Source organism: Shigella dysenteriae (assembly GCF_022354085.1).
Taxonomy (GTDB): Bacteria; Pseudomonadota; Gammaproteobacteria; order Enterobacterales; family Enterobacteriaceae; genus Escherichia; species Escherichia coli.
Genome location: NZ_CP055055.1, coordinates 4,062,063 through 4,079,393 on the forward strand (window position 1 = coordinate 4,062,063; position 17,331 = coordinate 4,079,393).

At 51.5% G+C, this 17,331-nt stretch carries 13 protein-coding genes and 1 pseudogene; 4 read left to right on the forward strand and 10 right to left on the reverse strand.

What is annotated here, in order from left to right:
* Positions 1-58: 58 nt before the first annotated feature.
* The 5 genes from HUZ68_RS19390 to HUZ68_RS19410 form a co-directional block, all read right to left on the reverse strand.
* Positions 59-535 (reverse strand): JAB domain-containing protein, encoded by a 477-nt coding sequence (locus HUZ68_RS19390; protein WP_001186747.1) that lies wholly within the window; start codon positions 533-535, stop codon positions 59-61.
* Between the two features lie 14 nt (positions 536-549).
* Complete coding sequence (locus HUZ68_RS19395; protein WP_000214317.1) at positions 550-1,035, reverse strand: antirestriction protein; 486 nt, start codon at positions 1,033-1,035, stop codon at positions 550-552.
* 90 nt (positions 1,036-1,125) lie between these two features.
* Complete coding sequence (locus HUZ68_RS19400; RefSeq protein ID WP_001234702.1) at positions 1,126-1,944, reverse strand: DUF932 domain-containing protein; 819 nt, start codon at positions 1,942-1,944, stop codon at positions 1,126-1,128.
* Positions 1,945-2,270: 326 nt separating this feature from the next.
* Complete coding sequence (locus HUZ68_RS19405; RefSeq protein ID WP_095762254.1) at positions 2,271-5,117, reverse strand: Ag43/Cah family autotransporter adhesin; 2,847 nt, start codon at positions 5,115-5,117, stop codon at positions 2,271-2,273.
* Between the two features lie 372 nt (positions 5,118-5,489).
* The gene (locus HUZ68_RS19410; RefSeq protein ID WP_053271975.1) at positions 5,490-6,362 is read right to left on the reverse strand and encodes a GTPase family protein; all 873 of its coding nucleotides are present in this window, start codon (positions 6,360-6,362) and stop codon (positions 5,490-5,492) included.
* A 263-nt stretch (positions 6,363-6,625) separates the two neighbouring features.
* Here HUZ68_RS19410 and HUZ68_RS19415 point away from each other — a divergent pair, with 263 nt between their 5' ends.
* The 3 genes from HUZ68_RS19415 (at position 6,626) to HUZ68_RS19425 (ending at position 12,630) form a co-directional block, all read left to right on the forward strand.
* Positions 6,626-8,182, forward strand: coding sequence for a type I restriction-modification system subunit M (locus HUZ68_RS19415; RefSeq protein WP_239593964.1), 1,557 nt, complete (start codon positions 6,626-6,628; stop codon positions 8,180-8,182).
* Positions 8,179-9,393 (forward strand): restriction endonuclease subunit S, encoded by a 1,215-nt coding sequence (locus tag HUZ68_RS19420; protein WP_001293044.1) that lies wholly within the window; start codon positions 8,179-8,181, stop codon positions 9,391-9,393. Before HUZ68_RS19415 ends, HUZ68_RS19420 begins: the two co-directional genes overlap by 4 nt.
* Positions 9,394-9,513: 120 nt before the next feature.
* Positions 9,514-12,630, forward strand: coding sequence for an HsdR family type I site-specific deoxyribonuclease (locus HUZ68_RS19425; RefSeq protein WP_228636475.1), 3,117 nt, complete (start codon positions 9,514-9,516; stop codon positions 12,628-12,630).
* Here HUZ68_RS19425 and HUZ68_RS25050 read toward each other — a convergent pair.
* On the reverse strand, positions 12,605-12,796 hold the full coding sequence (locus tag HUZ68_RS25050) for a hypothetical protein (RefSeq protein WP_306417990.1): 192 nt from the start codon (positions 12,794-12,796) through the stop codon (positions 12,605-12,607). The genes HUZ68_RS19425 and HUZ68_RS25050 overlap by 26 nt on opposite strands.
* Entirely contained in the window at positions 12,778-13,758 is a 981-nt protein-coding gene (locus HUZ68_RS19430) for an IS5-like element ISKpn26 family transposase (RefSeq protein ID WP_050019108.1), read from the reverse strand. Before HUZ68_RS19430 ends, HUZ68_RS25050 begins: the two co-directional genes overlap by 19 nt.
* A 249-nt stretch (positions 13,759-14,007) precedes the next feature.
* Here HUZ68_RS19430 and HUZ68_RS19435 point away from each other — a divergent pair.
* Positions 14,008-14,421 (forward strand): annotated as a pseudogene (locus tag HUZ68_RS19435) (GntT/GntP/DsdX family permease); the annotation flags it as partial.
* Positions 14,422-14,470: 49 nt separating this feature from the next.
* Here the strand turns inward: HUZ68_RS19435 and HUZ68_RS19440 are convergent.
* The 3 genes from HUZ68_RS19440 to HUZ68_RS19450 are packed head-to-tail and all read right to left on the reverse strand — an operon-like array spanning position 14,471 to position 17,316.
* Entirely contained in the window at positions 14,471-15,166 is a 696-nt protein-coding gene (locus HUZ68_RS19440; RefSeq protein ID WP_000370411.1) for a LutC/YkgG family protein, read from the reverse strand.
* On the reverse strand, positions 15,159-16,586 hold the full coding sequence (locus HUZ68_RS19445) for a LutB/LldF family L-lactate oxidation iron-sulfur protein (RefSeq protein WP_050019109.1): 1,428 nt from the start codon (positions 16,584-16,586) through the stop codon (positions 15,159-15,161). The genes HUZ68_RS19440 and HUZ68_RS19445 overlap by 8 nt, the downstream gene beginning before the upstream one ends.
* Before the next feature lie 10 nt (positions 16,587-16,596).
* Positions 16,597-17,316, reverse strand: a complete 720-nt coding sequence (locus HUZ68_RS19450; protein ID WP_001102105.1) for a (Fe-S)-binding protein — start codon at positions 17,314-17,316, stop codon at positions 16,597-16,599.
* Positions 17,317-17,331 lie beyond the last annotated feature (15 nt).

Below are 17,331 nucleotides of genomic sequence, written 5' to 3' on the forward strand. Positions count from 1 at the left end.
CTCTTAAGACAGAAGATAAAAGTGAAAACAGGTGTGATGTGGTGGTGACGGTGACGGGTTAAAGCAGACCGTGTTCCGCAAAGGAGAAAACCTGGCTGCCACCGACTATCAGATGGTCCGGTACCCGGATATCCACCAGGCCCAGTGCCTGTACCAGACGTTCCGTGATAAGGCGGTCTGCCTTGCTGGGTGTGACTTCACCGGACGGGTGATTGTGTGCCAGCACCACGGCAGCGGCATTGTGGTACAGGGCACGTTTAATCACTTCCCGGGGATGGACTTCCGTGCGGTTGATGGTGCCGGTGAAGAGGGTTTCACCGGCAATCAGCTGATTCTGGTTGTTCAGATACAGCACCCGGAACTCTTCCCGCTCCAGTCCCGCCATGTTCAGAATCAGCCACTCCCGTGCCGCATGCGTGGAGGTGAAGGCCACGCCGGGTTCATGAAGATGGCGGTCCAGGGTTTTCAGGGCCCGCTGAATGAGGCTGCGCTCGCCGGGCGTCATCTCTCCGGGCAGAAAGGAAAGCTGTTGCATTGTTCCGGCCCCTTTCAGTCAATGATGCGCATAATGGCGTTGCATTCCGGATGCTGCAGGGCGTAATCCCGCAGCCGGTAATAATGGACCGTCATGGCATAACACTCCGTACGACAGGCATGATGGCTGTACGTCATCAGACAGGCAGCAATGCCGGCGGCTTCCGGGCTCATTTCAGCGCGGTTACCGTTCATGGCACTGAACAGTACCCATGTTTCGTCATCATCGTCATCCGGTTCGGGTGCCATAAATGCCCCGCCGTTGTTCAGGGTGTACAGATTCCAGATACCACCACAGTAGTCTTCGCACAGACGATCCATCCAGCCGAAGACGCGGGGCTCCAGGGTCACCCACTGTGGAATGAGGCCAAAATGCTGCGGCCAGAAGCTGATGCGCTGTTCATCAGGGACGAGGGTGGCAACCAGTTGAGGCGGGTTATTCTCTGATACAGCGGTTACGGAAACAGAAGGTGTGGTGGAATTATGCAAAACGGTTGTCATGAGATTATTCCTTATAAAAAGTAAATGAATGGAAGAAGTCGCGGGGCAGGGACGGACATGAGTCAGAACTGCGCTTTCAGGGAAAAGGCATCAGCGCATACTCTTCAGCAGTGTTTCTGCCATCACCCACAATGCGCGATTGAGCTTAATGTCCGTGTCGATGCTGTGAATGGCACGGGTATGGATACGTTTTCCTCTGGCACTGCGACCGGAAATCCCGCCTTTCAGCATATTCTCCTGGATGGTCTGATAAGCACTCCACAGGTCCTTACCGTAATCCTCCCGGCGTCGCGGTGTCAGAATGTCAGCAGTGGTGACGGGCTGATGTTCGTCACCATAACGGTAAGTCAGTGCCGCCTGTGCCAGCGCCTGGCGTGCCGGTGGCGGCAGGACCAGCGACTGCATGGCATCACGCTTCTCCTCAATCCGGTCAAAAACCCCCACCACCTCGTAAGCCCCTTCGATAACTTTCTCCACTACGTCTCCCCGGTGTGGAACACGCACTTCCCCCAGAGACTGACCACAGACGCATCCGTTCTGGCAGACGAACCTGAAGTAACCCGGCAGCATCTGGTAGCTGGAGGTACCGTCATGGGAGTTCAGCAGGATGATTTCAGGGACATGTTGTCCGTTTATCTCCCCGTCACGGCGCAGACGCAGCATGTGTTTGGTGTATCCCCGGCGGCCCGGGTCGCGCACGCGGGTCTGGCAGGCGAAGAATGGCTGGAAGCCTTCCCGCTGCAGGCTTTCCAGCACGGTGATGGTGGGGATCCAGGTATAGTTCTCGCTTCTGGATGTGTGTTTCTCTTCCCCGAATACGCTGGGGACGACCTGCATCAGTTCTTCACGGGTTAAGGGGCGGTCACGGCGTATCTGGTTCGCATAACCAAAACGACTGGCTAATCGCATGATTTATTCCTTATGAATGAGTTAGCGGTGTAAATGAAAAAGCCGCGTCTCCCGGAGAAGACGCGGCCTGATGGACGAAATGAATGACGTTTATTGTCTGAGAAGCCCTTCACTGGCGAGCTGCGTATTTTTATGGAAGGAGATCACCCAATAACCCCATCGGGATCGGGCAATAACCGGCCAAATTGTGAACGATTCAGATGCCATTTGGCAGCAAAAGAGCCTTCGGCAATAAACGTGATGTACAACCCGGCATATCTGTTGCTCCCTGAAAGTAAAAAGCCCCGGTCATGATGACCGGGGCCTGAAGGGGAGTGACCTGATTATCAGAAAGTCACATTCAGCGTGGCCTGACCGTTATAGCCTTCAGCGCTGTTGCCGCTGACACTGTGGGCATAACCGGCCTGAACGCCCAGAGTGATATTTTCCCGGACACGGGCTTCCAGTCCGGCCTGCAGGTCCAGTGACGTGCCATTCTGTGACGGTGAGAACGTCATGTTACTGCCGGCTTCAGCTGTACCCATGCTCATGTCACCCCGGGAGCTGAAGGTGCGGATAACAGAAGGCTGTACCCACCAGTTCACCGGCAGTTCACGCACACGGTGTTTTGTACTGTCGCGCAGGGTGTCACGGGATGAGGTGCCTTCACCAAAGCTCATATCGTTGTGGCTGCCCAGACGGAAACCGGCACGCACATGTTGTGCACTGCCATGCCCGAACTTCACATAACCGGCGTTATCCTGGCCGTCATCCAGGGAGAGTCCCTGCCAGGTATACTGCAGTTGTGGTTCCAGCATCAGGTTGTCAGTGATACTGAAGGGCAGACCGGTTTCCAGTGAGCCCAGCCAGCCCCAGCCCCGGGCGCGGAAGTCGTTATTGTCCGATGACGCTTTCATGCTGTGGCGGGTTCCCTGTGCCATAATGTCAGCCCACAGGCCGGAGGACGTGTGTACCAGATTCAGGTATCCGCCCAGACTGCCGGCATCATCCCGGACCGTGCCGGCGCGGGAACCGTCATCATCCTTAACATCAACGGAAGAATGGCCAGCAGCACCATATACCCCTGTCGTCAGAGACATACCGGCAACCTCTGTTCTCAGCAGGTCACCCTCCAGACGGACGAAGCCATAGCTGCCGCTGCTTTCCGGCGTGGCTCCACGGGCAATACCGCCGTTGTTATCGTGACCGAGATGACCGCCCTGAATGCTGAGACGGACGCTGTTATTTTCACCGTTTACACCGGTCTGATGGCTGCGGGAGCCTGCCAGAATCCGGTCATAGTCCATTGCCTGTGTCAGCATGGAGGCATACAGGGGGACTTCAGCACGATAAGCATTTTCACTGCGCAGGTACCAGTCTTCATCGCTGTCACGGTTCAGGGTGTAGTTAAAGGCACCGGCCTGAAGCGGGCGACTCAGGGCAAACGCACCTTCTTCTGTGGTGGCACCATTCTGTGCATCCACAACCCGGATACCCTGTCCGGAGGTTGCCACCCCGAGGTTACTGTTTCCGACATTTGTGAACGCAAGCCAGGTTTTGCCGGTTGCCTGACCACCATTAATCACCAGCTGGTCAGAGGCATTGCTGCCATCAAGGCGAACACGCATATTGATGGTGCCACCCTGACCGGTGAGGTTACTGGTGGTCAGTTTATGGAACGTTACCGGGGCGTCGCCTTTTGCAACAGCACGGCTCAGGACGGCATCCTGTGTCGTCTGATTATCAAAGCGAATCTCCCCTGCGTTAACAATATCGCCGGTACTGACCACATCACCATTCAGTACCATGCTGGCGCCTTTACTGAGCTGTGTTCTGCCACTCAGACTTCCCCCGGCAGCCAGCGTCAGTGTTCCACGATGTCCGACAGTGGTGTTGCCAGCCTGTCCCCCGGCATTAACCGTAAAGCTGCCGCCATTTTCCAGCAGCAGGCCGCTGGCCTGACCGGATATGCCATCAATACTGAACTTACCGCTGGCATTGGTCCCCTCAACAGTGGCACCACTGTCTGCAATCAGGGCACCACCGGATGTCATGGTGACACCTGTCGCCTTACCACCGGCAGACACTGCCAGGGTACCGCCGTCATCCACCAGTGTTTTCTGCGCTGAATGGCCCTCCAGTACATCCAGGCGACCGCCGGACTCCAGAACAACACCGTCAGCCTTACCGTTTTCCACCGTGAAATTCCCCAGACGGTTGCTGCCGGTGACGGTTGCCGCCGTACTGGTGACCAGTGCGCCGCCCTGCTTCAGGGTGACATTCGTGGTTGTACCACCGGCGTTCACCTGCAGTTTGCCTTTCTGGTTAACGGTGGTGAAATCCGCCAGACCACCTTCCTTGATAATCTGCCAGCCGTCACTGTTTACAACAGTGCCAGACGCCGTACCGCCGTTGTGCACATACTGGTACCCCCCATTCAGCGTGGTATCCAGTGCGTGACCATGTACAGTCTGGTCGCCGCCGGCATAAACCACAGTGGTATTTGCCGTTCCTTCAGCAGCCACAATCTGACGACCATTTTTATTGATGGTGGTGCGTACGGCATCTCCGTAGACGGTCTGCCCGGTATCACCATTTTCTGCATCCGGTCCCCCTTCCGCGCCGGTATTCACAACCGTGTCGGTTGCCATTGCGCCGGATTTGACGGCCTGCCAGCCCTTCTCATTAATGACGGTACCCGTTGCAATCCCGCCTTCATGTACCCACTGCTCACCGCCGTTCAGAGTGGTGTTCACTGCCTGCCCCTGAAGGCTCTGTCCGCCTCCGGCACTGATAACCGTGTCTGAAACGCTTCCTCCGGCATTCACTCTCTGAAGACCACCACCGGTGACAGTAGTGTTGTTGGCGATACCGCCATTTTGTATCCATTGTCCGCCGGTATTGGCCTCGTTATCCGGCCCATACTCCAGCCCGGTACTGATGGTCATTCCGTTGGCCGTACCGAAGACAATCTGGTTGTCATGATTTGTCAGTGTTCCATCGTTCACGGTTTCTCCCGCCTGTACAACCGTGTCAGCAGCCAGTGCCGGGACTGATGTGACAGCAGCAAGAGACAGCGCAACCGCCACACCGGTGCGTTTTCCCCGTGAGCGCGCCAGTTCGGAAGCCACCACCAGGGTGCCCGTAATGTGATTCCATACCAGCCTGTAGCTGGTGTTCAGATGTCGTTTCATCAGCTTTTCCTTACAGAGGGTGAATAAAAAAGCCGGTACCCACAAAAGTGGATACCGGCAGGTACAAAACAGCATGGTCAGATAAAGTGGTTTTTCCCGGACATAAATGCTTTCCCTCTCTCATCCGCCAGAGAAGTATCAGTCCGTTGTGTGCAATTCCGTTATGCATGATGAAGAGATTCAGCTGCCTTTTCGCAGACCATTAACCACTACAAACGATCGATGGCAACGATCGACACCTGTCTTATTGATCGTTTTGTTCTATTAACAGCAAGGCAGTCACGCAAGAGAAACAGGAGGGGGATGAGGTGTTTGTGTCATGTTTTCAGTTGGTTAACGCAATGTAATCAGGCATTTCCCCTGGCAGACTGTTCAGAAGAAAATCCAGTTCCATACAGCGCGGGCAACAGAGACCACCGTGTCACGGACGGCACGCAGAACCGTACGAGCCACAGAGGCAACACAGACGCTCTCCGCCGTGTCAAATATCCGGTCCACCGCACCGGTAAACTGTTCACGGGCCTGCCCCCGGACAGATTCCGTGCACAGCTCGTCCTGCAGGCGGGTCATCAGGGGACTGGCGGCATGGTCGGGAAGTGCTGTCATGAGCGCACTGACCAGCGTATCCAGTTCCCAGCCGGTGCGGGCCGATACGGCCACAACCGGATGTACGGGCCGGAACAGACGGAATACCGCCTCCGTTTTTTCGCGAATGTTCTGTGCCTGTGCGGGAGAAGGCTGAATACCGGCCATATCCCATTCATGGCAGGGCTCCGTTTTATCGGCCTGCGTCACCACAAACAGTACCCGCTGATGTCCCCGGTGCAGGATGTGTCGCCAGAAATACTCATCCACAGACAGGGCACGGTCATCGGCTTTAATCAGCCACAGTACCAGGTCAAGTTCAGGCAGAATGTCACGGTACAGGGCTTCATACTCTGCATCCCTGTCCCGGCTCTCGCCCACCCCGGGCAGGTCAGTGATAATCATGCTGTGACCGTGGCCACTCAGACGGAAGCGCCGCACTTCCCGGGTGCCGGCGTGAACATCACTGACCGGGGTGACCTCCCCCTGAAACAGTGCATTACAGAGTGAGGATTTACCGGCCCCGCTTTTCCCCATAATGCCAATCACGGGTTCGTGGCTGGTGAGTTTGCGCAGATGTTCCAGGATGTGACGGGAAAGTGAGTAAGGCAGGGAAGAAAGTGGTTTTTCAATTGCCTCAATGGCATCAGACGGATTCATACATGTATTCCCGGTGAAAAAAGACAAAACCCCGCGCACCGGAAAGGTGGCGGGGGATTCACGGAGATAATATCTGTCTGAAATTATTTAGAATGCACCTGGTGCACTGCAAAGGAAAGGCAATATTCCGTTCCTCCTCCTTGTCGTGAATACCCCAGGTATCTCACAATGTACACCGACTTACTCCGGGGCTGCCTGAACCACAAGATTGCTGTAGAATTGCCCTCAATGATTCAGGTCCAAACCAGGAAAATGGATTAAAAATGACAAGTATTCAACAACGAGCAGAACTGCACCGCCAGATATGGCAAATTGCCAATGATGTCAGAGGTTCTGTTGACGGATGGGATTTTAAGCAATACGTTCTGGGCGCACTTTTCTACCGTTTTATCAGCGAAAATTTTTCCAGCCATATGGAAAATGGTGATGACAGCATCTGTTATGCGGCACTTGATGACGGCATTATTACTGATGACATTAAAGACGATGCCATCAGAACCAAAGGCTACTTCATCTACCCAAGTCAGCTTTTCTGCAACGTAGCTGCGAAAGCAAATACCAATGACAGACTGAATGCAGATTTAAACAGTATCTTCGTTGCTATCGAAAGTTCTGCTTACGGTTACCCTTCAGAAGCTGACATCAAAGGTTTGTTTGCTGATTTCGATACCACCAGTAACCGCCTGGGTAACACCGTTAAGGATAAAAATGCCCGCCTGGCTGCGGTTCTGAAAGGGGTTGAAGGGTTAAAACTTGGTGACTTCAACGAACATCAGATTGACCTGTTCGGCGATGCCTATGAGTTCCTGATTTCTAACTATGCGGCGAATGCCGGTAAGTCAGGCGGCGAGTTTTTTACACCGCAGCACGTCTCTAAGCTGATTGCACAACTGGCTATGCACGGGCAGACCCACGTTAACAAAATCTACGACCCGGCAGCAGGTTCCGGTTCGCTGTTGTTGCAGGCGAAAAAACAGTTTGATGACCATATCATCGAAGAAGGTTTTTTTGGTCAGGAAATCAACCATACGACCTATAACCTGGCGCGTATGAACATGTTTTTGCACAACATCAACTACGACAAGTTTGATATCAAGCTGGGCAATACGCTGACTGAGCCGCACTTCAGAGATGAAAAACCGTTTGATGCCATCGTTTCTAACCCGCCGTATTCGGTGAAATGGATTGGCAGCGATGACCCGACGCTGATTAACGATGAGCGTTTTGCCCCGGCTGGCGTTCTGGCCCCCAAATCAAAAGCTGACTTCGCCTTTGTACTACATGCACTGAACTATCTTTCGGCCAAAGGTCGTGCTGCGATTGTCTGCTTCCCGGGTATTTTTTACCGTGGCGGCGCAGAGCAGAAAATCCGTCAGTATCTGGTCGATAATAACTATGTCGAAACCGTAATTTCACTGGCACCGAACCTGTTCTTTGGCACCACCATTGCCGTCAATATTCTGGTGTTGTCTAAACATAAAACCGATACCAAAGTTCAGTTTATTGACGCCAGCGAATTATTCAAAAAAGAGACTAACAACAATATCCTGACCGATGCCCATATCGAACAGATTATGCAGGTATTTGCCAGCAAGGAAGATGTTGCTCATCTGGCGAAATCTGTCACGTTTGAGACCGTTGTCGCGAATGACTATAACCTGTCGGTAAGCAGCTATGTGGAAGCGAAAGATACTCGCGAAATTATCAATATCGCTGAGTTGAATGCAGAACTGAAAACCACGGTCAGCAAAATCGACCAGTTGCGCAAAGATATTGATGCGATTGTGGCTGAAATTGAAGGCTGCGAGGTGCAGAAATGAGCGAGTTGAGTTATCTGGAAAAATTGCTGGATGGGGTTGAGGTTGAGTGGTTGCCATTGGGGGAAGTCTCAGCCTTAAGAAGAGGCAGAGTTATGTCAAAGGGATATTTAACTGAAAATTTTGGCCCATATCCTGTCTATAGCTCTCAAACTGCAAATAATGGGAAAATAGGTTCTATCAATACCTTCGATTTTGATGGCGAATATATAAGCTGGACAACAGATGGCGCAAATGCAGGCACTGTGTTCTATCGAACAGGTAAATTTTCAATAACTAATGTTTGCGGCCTGATTACATTAAAAAGTAAATACTCATTAATCTACAAATTTCTGTTTTACTGGCTAACAATAGAAGCCAAAAAACATGTTTACTCAGGAATGGGAAACCCCAAGTTAATGAGTCATCAGGTTGAAAATATACCTGTACCAATCCCCTGCCCGGATAATCCGGAAAAATCCCTCGCCATCCAGTCTGAAATCGTTCGGATTCTGGACACATTCAGCGCCCTGACAGCAGAGCTGACAGCAGAGCTTAACATGCGTAAAAAACAATACAACTACTATCGCGACCAGTTGTTGAGTTTTAATACCGAAGATGTTCCACATTTACCTATGGGACAAAAAGATATTGGCGAGTTTATCCGGGGTGGTACTTTTCAGAAAAAAGACTTTATAGATGCAGGTGTAGGGTGCATACACTATGGTCAAATCTATACGTATTACGGAACATATACAGAAAAAACAAAAACATATATTTCAACCGCACTTGCAAAAAAATGCAAGAAGGCTCAAAAGGGAGATTTGATTATCGCAACTACTAGTGAGAATGATGAGGATGTATGTAAAGCTGTTGCATGGTTAGGCAGTGAAGATATAGCAGTAAGCAGTGATGCCTGTATTTACAAACATAATTTAAACCCTAAGTATGTCTCATATTTTTTTCAAACAGAACAATTCCAAAATCAAAAAAGACAGTATATTACTGGCGCAAAAGTTCGGCGTGTAAATGCTGATAATTTATCTAAGATATTAATTCCAGTTCCTTCTATGGAGATACAGGAACGTATAGTATCCATTCTCGATAAATTCGACACCCTGACAAACTCCATCACTGAAGGTCTTCCGCGTGAAATCGAGTTGCGCCAGAAACAATACGAATACTACCGTGATTTACTGTTCAGTTTCCCGAAACCTGAAACTGCCAGTAATTAATTGAGCATTGCTACCGATCGGGCCACCTTAACACCCGGTCAGTATATAGACTATTTTTTACGCGCCGGAAGTCACCATTCCCCCCTTCCGGCCCTTGCCAGACGGCACAAAGGATGCGCTATGACTCATCAAACACACACTATTGCTGAATCCAATAACTTTATCGTCCTTGATAAGTACATCAAAGCTGAGCAAACAGGCGACAGCTACCAGAGCGAATCGGACCTGGAACGTGAACTGATTCAGGACCTGCGGAATCAGGGTTATGAATTTATTTCCGTAAAATCACAGTCGGCAATGCTGTCCAATGTTCGGGAACAGCTTCAGAGCCTCAATGGTGTGATGTTTAATGACAGCGAGTGGCGGCGCTTCACGGAGCAGTATCTGGACAACCCCAGCGATGGTATTCTGGATAAAACCCGTAAAATCCATATCGACTATATCTGCGACTTTATTTTTGACGACGGGCGACTTGAGAACATCTATTTGATAGATAAAAAGAATCTCATGCGCAATAAGGTGCAGATTATCCAGCAGTTTGAACAGGCGGGTTCTCACGCTAACCGTTATGACGTAACTATCCTGGTTAATGGCTTGCCGCTGGTGCAAATCGAACTGAAAAAACGCGGCGTGGCGATTCGTGAGGCCTTTAACCAGATACATCGTTACAGTAAAGAGAGTTTTAACAGCGAAAATTCCCTGTTTAAGTATCTGCAGCTGTTCGTCATTTCTAACGGCACCGATACCCGTTACTTTGCCAACACCACAAAGCGCGATAAAAACAGTTTTGACTTCACCATGAACTGGGCGAAATCAGACAACACGCTGATTAAAGACCTCAAAGACTTTACCGCCACCTTTTTCCAGAAACATACTCTGCTGAATGTTCTGGTGAACTACAGCGTTTTTGACAGTAGTCAGACGCTACTGGTGATGCGACCGTACCAGATTGCAGCTACCGAACGAATTTTATGGAAAATCAACAGTTCCTATAAAGCGAAAAACTGGTCCACTCCCGAAAGTGGTGGCTTTATCTGGCACACCACCGGTTCCGGTAAAACACTGACCAGCTTTAAAGCCGCGCGTCTGGCAACAGAACTGGACTTTATTGATAAAGTCTTCTTCGTGGTCGACAGAAAAGACCTCGATTACCAGACGATGAAGGAATATCAGCGTTTTTCGCCAGACAGCGTCAACGGCTCGGAAAATACCGCAGGCCTTAAACGAAATCTGGATAAGGACGATAACAAAATTATCGTCACTACTATTCAGAAACTCAATAACCTGATGAAAGCAGAAAGCGACCTGCCTGTATATAATCAGCAAGTGGTGTTTATATTTGATGAATGCCACCGCAGCCAGTTTGGAGAAGCGCAGAAAAATCTGAAGAAGAAATTCAAACGCTATTATCAGTTTGGTTTTACCGGCACCCCTATTTTCCGGGAAAACGCCTTAGGCTCAGAAACAACCGCCAGCGTATTTGGTCGTGAATTGCATTCGTATGTAATTACCGATGCGATTCGTGACGAAAAAGTGCTCAAATTCAAGGTGGACTACAACGATGTGCGGCCACAGTTTAAGTCTTTAGAGACAGAAACTGACGAGAAAAAACTAAGTGCGGCTGAAAATCAGCAGGCGTTTCTTCATCCCATGCGTATTCAGGAAATCACGCAATATATTCTGAATAATTTCCGCCAGAAAACCCACCGTACCTTCCCTGGCTCAAAAGGTTTTAATGCTATGTTGGCAGTGAGCAGCGTGGATGCCGCGAAAGCCTATTATGCGACGTTTGAACGGTTACAAGAAGAAGCCGCTAATAAATCGGCTACCTATAAACCGCTGCGTATTGCGACAATCTTCTCCTTTGCCGCCAATGAAGAACAAAATGCCATTGGTGAAATTTCCGATGAAACTTTTGATACCAGCGCAATGGACAGCAGTGCTAAAGAGTTTCTGGACGCTGCAATTCGTGAATATAACAGCCATTTTAAAACTAACTTTAGCACCGACAATAACGGTTTTCAGAACTACTATCGTGATTTAGCCCAACGGGTTAAAAATCAGGATATCGATCTGTTAATTGTCGTGGGGATGTTTTTAACCGGTTTCGATGCTCCAACATTGAACACGCTATTCGTCGATAAAAACTTGCGTTTTCACGGCCTGATGCAGGCATTTTCCCGCACCAACCGTATTTATGATGCAACTAAAACCTTCGGTAATATCGTCACTTTCCGCGATCTGGAACGCTCAACCATCGATGCTATAACGCTGTTTGGTGACAAAAACACCAAAAATGTAGTGTTAGAAAAGAGTTATGCAGAGTATATGGAAGGCTTTACTGATGCTGCTACTGGTGAAGCTAAGCGCGGCTTTATGGCAGTAGTTGCAGAACTGGAACAACGGTTCCCTGACCCTGCCAGTATTGAAAGTGAAAAAGAGAAGAAAGACTTCGTTAAACTGTTTGGTGAATACCTGCGTGCCGAGAACATCCTGCAAAACTATGATGAATTTGCCACGCTGAAAGCCCTGCAACAAATCGATCTTAGCGATCCTGTTGCAGTAGAAAAATTCAAAGCAGAACATTATGTGGATGATGAAAAGCTCGCTGAATTGCAAACAATTCGTCTCCCTGCTGATCGCAAGATTCAGGATTATCGTTCTGCCTATAACGATATTCGCGACTGGCAGCGTCGTGAGAAAGAAGCTGAGAAAAAAGAGAAATCAACCACTGACTGGGATGACGTAGTTTTTGAGGTCGATTTGCTGAAATCTCAGGAAATAAACCTGGATTATATCCTTGGTCTGATTTTCGAGCACAACAGACAAAACAAAGGTAAGAGCGAAATGATCGAAGAGGTCAAACGCTTAATTCGTTCAAGCCTGGGGAACCGTGCTAAAGAGGGCCTGGTGGTCGATTTTATTCAGCAAACGAACCTGGATGATTTACCGGACAAAGCCAGCATCATTGACGCATTCTTTACGTTTGCTCAACGCGAACAGCAACGTGAAGCAGAAGCCTTGATCAAAGAAGAAAATCTCAATGAAGAGGCGGCGAAACGCTATATTCGCACATCTTTAAAACGCGAATACGCCACCGAAAATGGCACGGAATTAAACGAGACACTGCCCAGACTCAGTCCTTTAAATCCGCAATATAAAACGAAAAAACAGACTGTTTTTCAAAAAATTAGCGCATTTATTGAAAAATTTAAGGGGGTGGGTGGAAAGATTTAGGGAAGGTGCGAATAAGCAGGTCATTTCTTCCCAAGCTGACTCGCTGATTAAAATTTCGCGGATCTGGGCCGATTTTTTTCCCGCAAACACATCGAATCGGCCTGTTTAGGCTATTTTTTCCACCATTTCTGGCGTTATTTCCGGTTTTTACTGAGATCTCTCCCACTGACGTATCATTTGGTCCACCCGAAACAGGTTGGCCAGGGTGAATAACATCGCCAGTTGGTTATCGTTTTTCAGCAGCCCCTTGTATCTGGCTTTCACGAAGCCGAACTGCCGCTTGATGATGCGAAACGGGTGCTCCACCCTGGCACGGATGCTGGCTTTCATGTATTCGATGTTGATGGCCGTTTTGTTCTTGCGCGGATTCTGCTTCAAGGTTTTTACCTTGCCGGGACGCTCGGCGATCAGCCAGTCCACATCCACCTCGGCCAGCTCCTCGCGCTGTGGCGCTCCTTGGTAGCCGGCATCGGCTGAGACAAATTGCTCCTCTCCATGAAGCAGATTACCCAGCTGATTGAGGTCATGCTCGTTGGCCGCGGTGGTGACCAGGCTGTGGGTCAGGCCACTCTTGGCATCGACACCAATGTGGGCCTTCATGCCAAAGTGCCACTGATTGCCTTTCTTGGTCTGATGCATCTCCGGATCGCGTTGCTGCTCTTTGTTCTTGGTCGAGCTGGGTGCCTCAATGATGGTGGCATCGACCAAGGTGCCTTGAGTCATCATGACGCCTGCTTCGGCCAGCCAGCGATTGATGGTCTTGAACAATTGGCGGGCCAGTTGATGCTGCTCCAGCAGGTGGCGGAAATTCATGATGGTGGTGCGGTCCGGCAGGGCGCTATCCAGGGATAATCGGGCAAACAGGCGCATGGAGGCGATTTCGTACAGGGCATCTTCCATGACACCGTCGCTCAGGTTGTACCAATGCTGCATGCAGTGAATACGCAGCATGGTCTCCAGCGGATAGGGCCGTCGGCCATTGCCCGCCTTGGGATAAAACGGCTCGATGACAGCGGTCATATTCTGCCATGGCAGAATCTGCTCCATGCGGGAGAGGAAAATCTCTTTTCGGGTCTGACGGCGCTTAGTGCTGAATTCACTATCGGCGAAGGTGAGTTGATGGCTCATGATGTCCCTCTGGGATGCGCTCCGGATGAATATGATGATCTCATATCAGGAACTTGTTCGCACCTTCCCAAGAGAACGCAACAGCGCACTTGCTTTGCCACAGTTGAATTTTGTGCCGTAACGATGTGCAAGCATGTAAGCATAAGGAGTCAAGGTATAGCGTGTTACTTAGTTACTCGGATTAACAATCCCAACGTACAGAGCGGCGGATTTAGAGAGTCAGCGCAGTCCCTGCTCCGGCAGTCAGTGGCAGGCGGCGTACTGAAGCAAACCATTATCGATACCGGCATCGGCGATACCATCGGCATGCTGATGTCACACGGCAATATTTCTCCCTACATCATGGCGTGGTTGATAACCGTGCTGATCCGTCTGGCAACGGGTCAGGGCGTGGTCTCAGCCATGACGGCGGCGGGGATTATTAGCGCAGCAATCCTCGACCCGGCAACCGGTCAACTGGTGGGCGTCGACCCGGCGTTGCTGGTGCTGGCAACAGCGGCTGGCTCCAACACGCTGACCCATATCAACGATGCTTCGTTCTGGCTGTTCAAAGGCTACTTTGATCTGTCGGTGAAGGATACGCTGAAAACCTGGGGTCTGCTGGAGCTGGTAAACTCCGTGGTTGGCCTGATAATCGTGTTGATCATCAGCATGATTGCATAACGTTGATACCGCTCTGGCCCACAGCGCCAGAGCGGTTTTCCATCCTGCCTCAACAATCCTCAATAATCAGATATACCGCCTTCACCGGACCATGCACCCCAACCACCTTGATAAGCTCAATATCCGCCGTCGAGCTGGGTCCACTGATGATATTAATGCACGATGGCATACGCTCACCGGCCTGTGCTTTCTGATGCAGTTTTTCTGCCAGCTGCGCCACGCGCGGCAGGATGGTGCTTTTACGCAGCACGAAAATAGAGGACTCCGGCAACAGGCTCAGGGAGCGCCCGCGCTCCGGTGCGGAAAACAGCACCACGCCGCCGGACTCGGTCAGGCCATATTCGGCATACACCACGCCGACTTTCGCCTGCTCGGCCTGGGTAATATTTTCGCTACCACGCGCCGGATCCCAGACCACGGCGTTGCATTCCTGCTGCAAGCGTTCGGTGATGCCCAGCTCCACCAGCCGGCTGTCGCCGCTCAGCACCACCGGCTGCTGACCCAATTCTTCGCACAGGCGCAGTGCCGCGTCTGCGGCCTGGTCCTCGCTGGTCAGTTCGCAGCGGGCCAGCATCACTTCGCTGGCAAACTGGATAAACGCAGAGCAGCGCTGCTCGGGGCTAAGCTCGGTCAGGCGCTCGTTGGCATAGTTGTTAACCGGTGCGGCATCCGCTTGCGGTTCGAAGCGCAGCGGGCGACCCAGCGCCTGGGCGATGGTGTTTAAAAACGCGGTACGGTTATCCATTCTTTTTCTCCTGCGCCTGATGTTTCTTAAACCAGCTGCGGAAGCTCTCGCCGTCAGCATCAGGCAGATCGCGCGCCTCCATCCAGTCACCAATCGCGCCAACCTTGAGCGGGGTTTTGCCGCCATTGATAAACCAGCTCGCCGCATGCGCGCCCGCCATCATCCCGACTTTCCACAGCCCCGGATGGCTATTGGCATAGGCGAACATCTTGATCGCCCGTCGCTCGGCTTTCGGCGTAATGCCCTCCTCGGCCATCACCCGGCGATGACGCAGGATCAGTTTTGACAACGGAATACGCACCGGGCAGACGCTGTCACAAGCCGTGCACAAAGAACAGGCGTACGGCAGGTCTTTAAAATCTTTATAGCCGCCGAGCAGCGGAGAAATCACCGCGCCGATAGGGCCGGGATAGATAGAGCCATAGCCGTGCCCGCCGATGTGGCGGTACGCCGGACAGGTGTTCATACAGGCTCCGCAGCGGATGCAGCGCAGCACATCGCGAAACTCTGAGCCCAGCACCTGCGAGCGACCGTTATCGACAATCACCAGATGGAACTCTTCCGGTCCGTCAACGTTGTCCGCATCACGCGGGCCGGTCAGCCAGGTGTTGTAGCCCGTCAGACGTGCGCCCACGGCGCTGCGCGCCAGCATGGTAATCAGCACATCCACCTCGGCAAAGGTCGGCGCGATACGCTCCATGCCCATCACCGCAATGTGCGTTTTCGGTAGCGTGGTGCACATGCGCGCGTTGCCTTCGTTGGTCACCAGACACACCGAGCCGGTTTCCGCCACGGCAAAGTTACAGCCAGTAATACCGATTTCGGCACTGAGGAAATCCTCGCGGATCTTCTGACGAATGAACAAGGTCATAGCTTCCGGGGTTTCCGGGCCGTCGTACCCCAGACGTTCGTTCAGCACGCGGCGGATCTGGTAGCGATCTTTATGAATCGCCGGAACCACGACGTGCGAAGGCGGATCCTGATCCAACTGCAGGATATATTCCCCGAGATCGGTTTCGATCACCTGGATTCCGGCATCCTGCAACACATGGTTGACGCCGATTTCTTCGGTCACCATCGACTTGGACTTCACCACCTTCTGCGCATTTTTACTCTGCGCGACCTGCAAAATGTAGCGAGTGGCATCTTCTTTGGTTTTGGCGAAATAGACGTGTCCGCCGTTTTCCGTCACTTTCTCGGAGAGTTGGTACAGGTAAGCGTCGAGGTTGCTCAGAACGTGATCGCGGATCTGGCTGGCACGATCGCGCCATTCTTCCCAGTGGCCTAACTCATCGACCATTTTTTGCCGATTCGCGCCGATACGCTCCTGCGCATTAGCCACGGCTTTGCGCATAATCGGATCTTCTATCTGCTGACGAATACGCAGTTTAAATTCTACATCGCTGGTTTTTATCGACATCTCTTTCCCCTCAGCGGCTCATCAGCACTTCAGCAATATGCATCACTTTGACCGGCTGGCCTTCCCGTTGCAGTCGACCGCCAATGTTCAGCAGGCAGCTAACGTCTGCGCCAATCAAAAATTCCGGCTTTGCGTCCATCAGATGTAATACTTTCTCTTTCACCATCTCACCGGATATCTCGGCCATCTTGACCGAGAACGTCCCGCCAAAGCCGCAACAGGTATCCTGATCGGCAAACGTCAACAGCTCCAGTCCGCGCACGTTTTTCAGCAGCGTAAGCGGCTCTTCCTTCACTCCCAGTTTGCGGGTCAGGCTACAGGAAGGATGATACACAGCGCGGCCCTGCAGGCTGGCACCAACGTCCACCACACCCAGTTTGTTGACGATAAAGGAGGTGAGATCCTGCATACGCGCGGAAACTTTCTCAGCACGCAGCGCCCATTCCGGTTCATCGGCCAGATACGTCGGGTAGCTTTTAACCGCGTAGGTGCAGGAGCCCGCCGGGGAGATAATCGGATCGTCGTTGTCTTCCAGCGCGGCGATCAGGTTTTTCATCCCGGGGATCGCCTCTTTGATGTAACCGCTGTTGATGGCTGGCTGACCGCAACACCCTTGCTTCTCGGGGAAATTAACGCGACAACCCAGTTTTTCCAGCAGCAATACGGAGTCTCGTGCCATCCGTGATTTCAGTGCGTCACCAATACAGGTGACAAAGAAATTTACATTCACAATAACTACTCCATT

Bases quoted from the DNA above. Each gene is read 5' to 3' on its own strand.
- HUZ68_RS19390 (WP_001186747.1), bottom strand. From the start codon at position 535: ATGCAACAGCTTTCCTTTCTGCCCGGAGAGATGACGCCCGGCGAGCGC.
- HUZ68_RS19395 (WP_000214317.1), bottom strand. From the start codon at position 1,035: ATGACAACCGTTTTGCATAATTCCACCACACCTTCTGTTTCCGTAACC.
- HUZ68_RS19400 (WP_001234702.1), bottom strand. From the start codon at position 1,944: ATGCGATTAGCCAGTCGTTTTGGTTATGCGAACCAGATACGCCGTGAC.
- HUZ68_RS19405 (WP_095762254.1), bottom strand. From the start codon at position 5,117: ATGAAACGACATCTGAACACCAGCTACAGGCTGGTATGGAATCACATT.
- HUZ68_RS19410 (WP_053271975.1), bottom strand. From the start codon at position 6,362: ATGAATCCGTCTGATGCCATTGAGGCAATTGAAAAACCACTTTCTTCC.
- HUZ68_RS19415 (WP_239593964.1), top strand. From the start codon at position 6,626: ATGACAAGTATTCAACAACGAGCAGAACTGCACCGCCAGATATGGCAA.
- HUZ68_RS19420 (WP_001293044.1), top strand. From the start codon at position 8,179: ATGAGCGAGTTGAGTTATCTGGAAAAATTGCTGGATGGGGTTGAGGTT.
- HUZ68_RS19425 (WP_228636475.1), top strand. From the start codon at position 9,514: ATGACTCATCAAACACACACTATTGCTGAATCCAATAACTTTATCGTC.
- HUZ68_RS19430 (WP_050019108.1), bottom strand. From the start codon at position 13,758: ATGAGCCATCAACTCACCTTCGCCGATAGTGAATTCAGCACTAAGCGC.
- HUZ68_RS19440 (WP_000370411.1), bottom strand. From the start codon at position 15,166: ATGGATAACCGTACCGCGTTTTTAAACACCATCGCCCAGGCGCTGGGT.
- HUZ68_RS19445 (WP_050019109.1), bottom strand. From the start codon at position 16,586: ATGTCGATAAAAACCAGCGATGTAGAATTTAAACTGCGTATTCGTCAG.